Annotated in this window: 7 protein-coding genes; 6 read left to right on the plus strand and 1 reads right to left on the minus strand. The window is 66.9% G+C overall.

The genetic code is table 11. The features are described 5' to 3' along the window. The first annotated feature begins 266 nt into the window (after nt 1–266). A complete protein-coding gene (locus tag ETD96_RS46165; RefSeq protein WP_205719604.1) occupies nt 267–1,064 on the plus strand; it encodes a hypothetical protein in 798 nt (265 codons plus the stop codon). Between the two features lie 1,023 nt (nt 1,065–2,087). Next, nucleotides 2,088–2,525 (plus strand): lamin tail domain-containing protein, encoded by a 438-nt coding sequence (locus ETD96_RS35430; RefSeq protein WP_240808465.1) that lies wholly within the window; start codon nt 2,088–2,090, stop codon nt 2,523–2,525. Between the two features lie 707 nt (nt 2,526–3,232). On the opposite strand, the gene ETD96_RS35435 is transcribed toward ETD96_RS35430, so the two are convergent. Continuing rightward, nucleotides 3,233–4,216: a helix-turn-helix domain-containing protein gene (locus tag ETD96_RS35435; RefSeq protein ID WP_138640837.1), complete on the minus strand. Its 984-nt coding sequence runs from the start codon at nt 4,214–4,216 to the stop codon at nt 3,233–3,235. Between the two features lie 192 nt (nt 4,217–4,408). On the opposite strand from ETD96_RS35435, the gene ETD96_RS46170 reads away from it, so the two are divergent. From ETD96_RS46170 to ETD96_RS35455, 4 genes are all read left to right on the plus strand, one after another. Further along, nucleotides 4,409–6,274, plus strand: a complete 1,866-nt coding sequence (locus ETD96_RS46170) for a S8 family serine peptidase (RefSeq protein WP_205719605.1) — start codon at nt 4,409–4,411, stop codon at nt 6,272–6,274. Between the two features lie 111 nt (nt 6,275–6,385). Continuing rightward, nucleotides 6,386–7,669 carry an MFS transporter gene (locus ETD96_RS35445; protein ID WP_138640838.1) on the plus strand — a complete coding sequence of 428 codons (1,284 nt, stop codon included), beginning with the start codon at nt 6,386–6,388 and terminating at the stop codon, nt 7,667–7,669. Beyond that, the gene (locus tag ETD96_RS35450; RefSeq protein WP_138640839.1) at nt 7,666–8,673 is read left to right on the plus strand and encodes a hypothetical protein; all 1,008 of its coding nucleotides are present in this window, start codon (nt 7,666–7,668) and stop codon (nt 8,671–8,673) included. Before ETD96_RS35445 ends, ETD96_RS35450 begins: the two co-directional genes overlap by 4 nt. A 52-nt stretch (nt 8,674–8,725) precedes the next feature. Then, nucleotides 8,726–8,838, plus strand: a 113-nt coding sequence (locus ETD96_RS35455) for a serine dehydratase beta chain (RefSeq protein WP_138640840.1), incomplete at its 3' end; no start/stop codon positions are given.

Raw genomic sequence — 8,838 nt, forward strand, 5'->3', positions numbered from 1 at the left:
CTGCTCGCGCAGCTCAAAGACCATACGGACCGCGCGTTCACGCAGCTCAACGGAGTACTTTCTCGGGGGTGCCATAGCCCCTCACCCTTCCAGGTTTCAGGGCCTCCACCCAACCCGGGGCGCTCCACTGTGTGAGCGGGAGGTGCTGTTCGGGCTGGGCGGGTCGGCCTACGACTGGAATGACCGTTCGGCCGACTGTTCCTGCAGACCCTGGTGATGGTCGCCGAGTTCGAGGCCAACCTGGCCGCCTGCGCACCCGCGAGGGCATGGCGCTGGCCAGAAAGAACGGCAAAGTCAAAGGCAAGCTCGCCGCCCGCTGGAAGGCCGACGGAGACCAGTACAAGAACATGTTCAGCGCCAAGCATGTGTACTGGCGCGACAACCGAGTTGTCGGCACCCTGCTCGGCAACTGGTACGACTGGGACCGTATCGCAGAGCACCAAGCCTTTGACAGCAAGGTCGACTGGCCGCCGATCGATCAGATCCGCGGCGTGCTCAGTGGGGCTCCCCGCTGCCCCGCTGAGCACGCCCCCGCAGGGAGGCGCGCACTTATGAGCACGAGTCTGATGGCCTCGCACGACTGGCTGGTGCAGCCCCGGTACTCGCAGGTGGAGGTCAACGGCGCCGACGCGCCCACCGGCGCCATGCCCACCGCTGCTCCCATGAGCAGCAGCGCGTGCGAGGGAACGAAACTGCTGCTGTTCACCAGCGGAAGTGACCTCCCAGTCCACATCCGCGTCGAGTCGTGGACCAGTGAGCCGCTGACCGGAGACCCACGCCTGGACATCGAAGCGGCCACCTGGACCCTCCACGTCCCCGCCGGCCGGATCACCGTTGCCGATTCCGCATCAGCCGATCCCTGGGCCTTCGAACTGCCCGCCCCCGGCCACTACCGGGTGCGGGTCAACGCCTTCAACACCGACACACGGCAACTGGCCGACGACGCCCAGAAACGATCCTCCGACTTCGACGACCCGGTCTACCAGACGGAGGTGGCCAAGCTGACGGGCCGGGAACTGTGGTTGCTGCGCCTGTGGCCAGCCACCACTCCGCCACCCACGTGAAGCCCTAGACACACCTATGATCACCGTCCGCGCGGCCGATCTCGCGTGTTGCGCGTGAGTGCAGGAATCGGCTGGAAGTGTGCATGTGACGGCGCCTGAAGTGACGCGGTTCCTAAGAACCTACTTCGTCGCCGCGCCTTCCGGGCGCAGGTTCTGATGGCGGATGGGATGGTGGCTCGGCGGTGCGCCCGGGCGCCTGCTCACAGATCGCTGTCGGTGCTGCTTCCCCTCTCCCCCGCGATTCCTGGCTCAGACTGCCGCCAGCCTCGTCTGGCCCGCTTGCGACGGCCGAAGGCACAGGTCGCTAACCTCCACTCGATCAAAAAGCACCTCGTGTTGCACTTTGCGGCCGCAGCAGGCGCCCGGGCCAAGCCCAAGACCCGGTACACCGGGATGACTCCGAAGCGGTCACGCAGGTGATCGAGAATTATGACTAATTCGTCCCGGACTGCCAGGCACGGCCACGAAAAGGCGGACGCCGCCTTGGCGATCTCGCTTGTGACGTGCCCTCCTATGTTCCGACCTGGGGTAATACCTGCACCGACTCGAAAAGGGCGCTCTCGGCCAGCGCCATATCTGCGAGATGCTCTGTGACCTGTCGACCGATAGTGGCCAGTGGAGTTTAACTCAACCTGACATCCGAGCGGTTCCAGCCCGCGGATGGGAGTGGCAGAACATTGGGACTGTTGCGTGACAGACCCCTGAGAAGTCGGCAAGCTTCTTCAGGTTGGCGACCAGTTCCATAACATAAAGGTGCGAACCCTACATATCAAGCAAAACACGCCATCTCAGTAAGGCGTCGCGTGAATTTTGGTCATGCGATAATCTCTCTTCTTTCTCGGCATCAACCCGCAGAGCGCACCTCTAGACGACGTCCCAGCGTTACCCGGCCGACGTGACGTCTGAGGGGGATGGTGGGTTGACGTATCGGCCCAGCCCGGCCATCTCCCCACCATCACCGTGTGCTACTGGCCGGTCGTCGCTACAACTGGTGCCTCATCATTCAACCAAGGGGAGGCGCACGTGAAGAAGGTCCTCGCGACGGCGGTGGCCGCGGTCACCGCGCTCGGGGTCATGGCGGTGCCGGCGGAGGCGGCGTCGGCGGTGCAGATCTACCGGGTGTACTTCGACTCGCCGGGCAAGGACACCCGGTCGAACAAGTCCTTGAACGGCGAGTGGGTGCAGCTGTTCAACACTTCCAAGACGTCCCGGCAGCTGAAGGGCATGAGGCTGCGAGACCGGACGGGCTACACCTATACGTTCGGGTCGTTCACGCTGAAGGGCCGCAAGTCGGTGTACGTCCACACCGGGAAGGGCTCGAACTCGGCCGCGCACCGGTACTGGGGTCGCACGTCGTACGTGTGGAACAACACCGGCGACACCGCCTACCTGCTGTACTCCAACGGGAAGCGGGCCGACTCGTGCTCGTGGACGAGCAAGGGGTCCTCGAAGTACTGCTGACTCACCCATGCTGCGGCCCGGCCGGTCTGCCCGCCGGGCCGTAGCTGGCGCTGTGGCAGCTCGTCACAGCCCGGCTGCCGCGCTCGTCGCATGGGCGGCGCAGACTGAGGTCGCCAAGCTGACCGGCCGCCAACTGTGGCTGCTGCGCTGTGACCAGCCGCCACTCCGCCGCCACCCATGGGAGAAGGCCCTCGGCCCGCTCTCCCCCATGCACGTGTTCGGCAGTTCCTGCACCACCGCTATGAAATACATCGCCGCCGCCCACTTTGAACGCACGAGCCAGTTTCCCCTCCTCGGCGATGGCGTGAGGGGAGGGGGCTTCTGCATCGCATGGGGCGACCCGTGGCGAGTGGGCGTGGCCGCCGGTTCGTGAGCGTGGGGACGAGTTGAGCGGCGTCACCGAAGGCGGCCACGGCAATCACCAGTACGGATCGCCTTGGACGTACCTTCCGCCCTCATCGCGTGACGGCAGGATCCGGTTCGGCTTGTAGAACTTGTCCTCCAAGGCGTTGCCGTGGCGGAATTTTGGTCTCCTGGGACGAACGCGCGCGAGAGAATGTGCGTTCTGGGTTTCCTCCTTCCTCGCTTGGAGGGGGCAGCCGGTGCAGGTTCTCAGGACGTGGTAGCCGTCGCGGCGCAGCGCGGCGACGTTGTGGGCGGCATCGTGAGGCCGCCACATCCCGGCTCCGAGTCACCCGCCCCCGGCGTCAGATCCACTCTTGCCGTGACGCGTGCAGGGCAAGCTGGAAACGGTTGCTGGCGCCCGACAGGTGGTAGAGCTGCTCGATCTTACGGGACAGGGTGCGCCGGCTGATGTTGAGCAGTTGCGCGATGGATTCATCGGTGATTCCGCTTCCTAGGAGCTCCAGGATGCGGCGTTGGGTCGGGCGTAGAACTGGAGGTGCCTGACTGTGCAGGTGCATGGGATACGCCGATCGCCAGGAGATCTCGAATAGACCAAGCAATGCCGACATCAGACTCGAGGGATAGACCAGGAGCAGGGAGTCGTTGCTTCGTGCCTCGACTGACGACATCGAGACCAGAGCGACGCGCCGGTCGAATATGGTGAGCTTGACCGGTACCGTCGGGGTGACGCGAGCATTCTCACCTGCGGCGATACAGGGCTGGATGTTGCTCGCGTAGTAGTCAGCGTTCCTGACGGCCGAACTGGAATAGACCACACGATACGTGACGCCATGCTCCAGATTGTCCAACTCTGTGGGATTCGGCCGGCCGTGGGTGTGGTAGGGAGGGGAGTCGAAGCGGACCACTTCGGATGTCACAGCCCGCTCCAATTGCCATATTCGATCGACAATTTGAGGGCCTGTAACGACCTCGACTAAATTCTCGGTGTTCTGCATTCCGGCTGAATGGCGGAAATCCTGGTAGGCATCGAGGGCGGCGAGGTGCGCTTGTTTGAGGTCCGCCGCTCTGGCATGAGCCAGGTGCTCCAAGGCGATGGTGGGTTCGGCGGGAAAGACCATGGCGTGCTCTGGTCCGCTTGATACGACCAGGCCCGCATCGACCAGGTACTCGATGGCTTCGGCTGCGTCGTCCATGGACCACTGCAGGCACGCTGCCAGTTCGCTGAGCGCGCAGGGGCCCTGTTGCAGCAGCGCTTGGAACGCGATGGCCGGCGACTGCGGTATTCCGAGTTCTCTCAGATGCTCCGTCAGATGCTTGCTCGGCAAGTTCCTCCTCTTCCCGTGCGTTTGGAAGGCCAGGAGGCTCCGTGGTCGGCTTGCGCGGGCGTCTCGGAGTCGCAGGATGCCACGTCCGCAGCGCCCGGAGAAGAGGCGGCCGCCCGCAGACCCTGCCGGACAGAGGTGGGGCGACGGACCGGCGCCCATGAACGAGGCGCCCATTTGCGCCATTGGCCACGGGTGGACAGCGGGCCGGTGCCGCGCAGGGTAGACCAGGGCAAGCGCGAGATCGGGGGCCGTGATCGCCGACGAACGCTGGAGTACCCCGTGAAGTCATTCTCCCGCACCATCGCGACCAGCCTCACTCCGATGCTCGCTTTAGCGATGGTCGGCGCGTTGGCCGCTGTTCCCTTCATCTCCTTGACCGCCTCACGCGCTGAAGGGGTCTCGCCTCCGCCGCCTCGCCGCGTTGCCGACACGGTCCCCGGCAGCTACATCGTGGTCCTCAAGGGCACGGCGCTACGGGCGGATGCCGTGCAGAACGCGACAAAGCGGCTCGTCCGGGCGCATGGCGGCCGCGTCCGGCGCCTCTACAGCGCGACGCTGAGGGGCTTCGCGGCGGAGATGACCGCCGGGCAGGCGCGCGCGGTCGCCGCCGATCCGGAGGTGGCCTACGTCGAACAGGACGCCCGGCATCACGGGGCGGGCATTCAGCCGAATCCGCCCTCGTGGGGGCTCGACCGCATCGACCAGCACGACCTTCCGTTGGATCGCAGCTACACCTACGCCATGGCGGCGGACAATGTCACCGCCTACATCATCGACAGCGGGTTGCGGACATCGCATACCCAGTTCCAGGGCCGCGCGACCATCGGCGTGGACGAGGTGGGCGACGGCAGGAACGGGGCCGACTGCCTCGGGCACGGCACCCATGTCGCCGGCACCGTCGGAGGCAGGGACTACGGCGTCGCCAAGGCGATCAAGATCGTTGCGGTGCGGGTGCTGGACTGCGACGACAGCGCCACCACATCGGCGATCATCGCCGCCGCCGACTGGATCACTGCGAACGCCGTCCGGCCCGCGGTCGTCAACATGAGCATCAACGGCCCCGCGAGTGCGAGCGAGGACACCGCGATCAGAAGGTCGATCGAGTCCGGTCTCACCTGGTCCGTCTCCTCGGGCAACGCCGGCAGCGACGCGTGCGGCAACTCACCGGGACGCATCAGCCAGGCGCTGGTGGTCAACAACGCCAACTCCGACGACACCCGCAGCCCGGACTCGAACTACGGTCCATGTACCGACCTTTTCGCACCGGGCACGCGGATCAACTCCTCGTGGAACAGCGGTGACACGGCCACCAGAACGATTTCCGGCACCTCCATGGCGGCCCCGCATGTGACCGCAGCAGCGGCTTTGTGGCTGTCGGCTCACCCCGACGCCGCACCGGCCGAGGTGCAAGCCGCGCTGGTCGCCGCCGCCACCCAGGGCCGGATACGCGATGCCGGTGCCGGGACGCCCAACCGGCTGCTGTTCACCGGAACCGACGGCTCCCCGGGCAGTGCGGTGGTGTTCTCCGACGGGTTCGAGTCGGACCGGGGCTGGCAGCGCAACGCCGCAGGAGGCGACACCGCGACCGCCGGAGTGCTGGAGCGGGGCGTGCCGCAGCAGACCACCTCCACCTACAGCGGCCAGGTCAAGCAACTGACCGCCAGGTCCGGGACGTTCGCGCTCGCGACCGGGGCCTCGGCCGGATCGGCCTACGGCGCCAACGACCTGGACGGCGGCACCACCAGCATCACCTCACCCGCGATCGCCCTCCCCACCGGCGGCCCCCTGACCCTCAACTTCGCCTACAACATCGCCCACGGCGACAACTCCGGCACCGACGACCACCTGAAAGTGATCGTCACCGCAGACGGCCAGACCAGCACCGTGTTCACCAGAACCGGCGCCGCCACCGAAGTCGCCGGACGCTGGCAGACCGCCACCGCCGACCTGAGCGCCTTCACCGGCAAGACCGTCCACATCCGCCTGCAGGCAGCCGACGCCGGCACCCCCAGCCTCTTCGAGACCGAGATCGACGACCTGTCCATCACCGGCCCCTGACACCACCGCACGACAGATCGCAACCAGTGCGCCCGGTGGACGCCTGAGACCGGCGACGCTCTCAGGCGTCCACCGGCGCCCCGGTGCCGAGCGTGAGATGAGGAGGCCGTCATGTACCTTTCCAGCATCGACCGGCGGTGGAGACACCGCACCGCCGGGGGCCTGTGGCGCGGAGCCGGCGGGACCGGCGGCACCGTGTTCGTGCTGGGGACGGTGAGCCTGCTCACCGATGTCTCCGCTGAGATGGTCACGGCCGTTCTGCCTCTCTACTTCGTCTTGATCCTTCATCTCACGCCCGCGGCCTACGGTGTCGTGGACGGCCTCTACACCGGCGCCACCGCCGTGCTGCGCCTGGTCGGCGGCTACGTCGCCGACCGGCTGCACAGACGCAAATCGGTCGCGGCCGTGGGTTACGGCATCTCGGCTCTGGCGAAGCTGGGCCTGCTAGCGGCGGGGACTTCGGTGACGGCCCTGAGCGCGGTCACTGTCGCAGACAGGGCGGGCAAGGGGCTGCGCACCGCGCCACGGGACGCGCTCATCACCGCTTCCGTCCCGCAACCGGTGCTCGGCAGGGCCTTCGGGATCCACCGGGCCATGGACAGCATGGGGGCCTTCAGCGGCCCGCTCGTCGCACTCGGGATCCTGACGCTGATCGGAACGACGTCCCAGGCCGCTTTCGAATCGCTGTTCCTGACCAGCTTCTGCATCGCCGCCTCCGCGGTGCTGATGCTGGTGACCTTCGCCCGGGACCGGCCGGCCGCGGCCGCGCCGGAGCGTCCCTGCCGCGACGCCGACGTCGCAGGTCCGCGTGCCGCCGCCGGACTCCTGCGGGACACCGGAGTTCGGAGGCTGGTGTGCGCTGCGGGCCTCCTCGGGCTCAGCACCATCGGGGACGGGTTCGTGTACTTGATCCTGATGCGGCGCGAGAGTCTTGCCATCGGCTGGTTCCCGCTGTTCGCGGCCGGTACCAACCTGGCCTACCTGATCCTTGCCGGCCCTTTCGGCGCGCTCGCCGACCGTCTCGGCCGGAAGCCCATGCTGCTGGCGGGCTACACGCTCCTGGCCAGTGTCTATGTGCTGCTCGCCCTGCCCCTCACCGGACTGCCCGTCGTCTGCGCCATCCTGGCCCTGTACGGCATGTTCTACGCCGCCACCGACGGCGTGCTCATGGCCCTGGCAGGGCCGATGCTTCCCGAGCGATTGCGCGCCACCGGCCTCGCCTACGTGCAGACGGCCCAGGCCCTCGCCTACTTCGTCTCGTCCGTCGCCTTCGGGTTCGCCTGGACGTGGTGGGGCCTCAAGACGGCCACCGGGACGGCCATCGCCGCCGTCGCCGTGGCGGTCATCGCGACCACAGTGCTCATGCCCCATCAGGAAACCTCGGAGGCCCGATGACGATGAAGCCGCAGACCAGGCGCCGACGCACCATGAGCGCGGTCACAGGAACGGTCCTGCTGGCAGTTGTCGCCGGCTTGTCCGTCAACGCCGCCCGCGATAGAGCGTCCGAGGGGACAGGCGGGATCGGGCCGGTATCACTCGCACCCGGAACGGGTCTGATCGCGCGCAGTACCGCGGACCGCAGCCGCGGTCGCCTGATCGCCCGATCTGGTGATCGGCGCACGGCGTCCCGCCTGAAGTGCGAACGACTGTACGCCGCCGCAGGAACCGGAATATGCCTGCGGCTTGACGGCGATCTCACGACTTACCAGCTCGCCCTCCTCGACCGCGACCTGCGGGTGCGGCGGGAGATCCCGCTCGTCGGAGTACCGAACCGGGCACGCGTGTCCCCCAGCGGCCGACTGGTCTCCTGGACCGTGTTCGTCGCGGGCGACTCCTACAACGGTGGCCGCTTCTCCACCCGGGTGGGCATTCTCGACACCTCCACGCAGCACCTGACGACCACGCTGGAGGACTGGAAGGTGACGGTGGCCGGAAAGCCGTACCGAGCGCGGGACCTGAACTTCTGGGGCGTCACCTTCAGCTCAGACGACCGTCATTTCTACGCCACGATGTCCACGCGCGGCCACCGCTTTCTTGTTCATGGAGACCTGGCGACCAGGCACTTGCGGACCGTCGTCGACAAGGTCGAATGTCCGTCGCTGTCACCCGACGAGACCCGTATCGCCTTCAAGTCCGCACGCGGCGGCGACCCAGACCGCGGCTGGCGGCTCTCCGTCCTCGAACTGGCGACCGGCAAAGTGACGCAACTGGCGGAAACCCGCTCAGTGGACGACCAGGCCGCCTGGCTGGATGCCAAGACCATCGCCTATGCCGTGCCCCGCCATCGAACGCACTCCGATATCTGGGCCGTACCGGCCGATGGCACGGGCTCGCCGCACATCATCGTTCCAGATGCCGAATCTCCCGCACCGCTCACATCTGGAGCGCAGGCTCAGTGAGTACGCGATCGCAGGCTCGAAACCGCCACCGTGCGCCGACAACGAGGTAGCAATGGCCATCAGCGTGTTCGACCTGTTCAAGATCGGTATCGGCCCGTCCTCGTCCCACACCGGCGGCCCCATGGCCGCCGCGCACCGCTTCGCCCGCGGCCTGGAACGCGACGG

It is taken from the genome of Actinomadura geliboluensis (assembly GCF_005889745.1).
GTDB lineage: Bacteria > Actinomycetota > Actinomycetes > Streptosporangiales > Streptosporangiaceae > Spirillospora > Spirillospora geliboluensis.

What these genes read in the sequence shown, in the direction of transcription:
- ETD96_RS35450 (WP_138640839.1), top strand. Translation starts at nt 7,666, where the DNA reads ATGACGATGAAGCCGCAGACCAGGCGCCGACGCACCATGAGCGCGGTC.
- ETD96_RS46165 (WP_205719604.1), top strand. Translation starts at nt 267, where the DNA reads ATGGCGCTGGCCAGAAAGAACGGCAAAGTCAAAGGCAAGCTCGCCGCC.
- ETD96_RS35445 (WP_138640838.1), top strand. Translation starts at nt 6,386, where the DNA reads ATGTACCTTTCCAGCATCGACCGGCGGTGGAGACACCGCACCGCCGGG.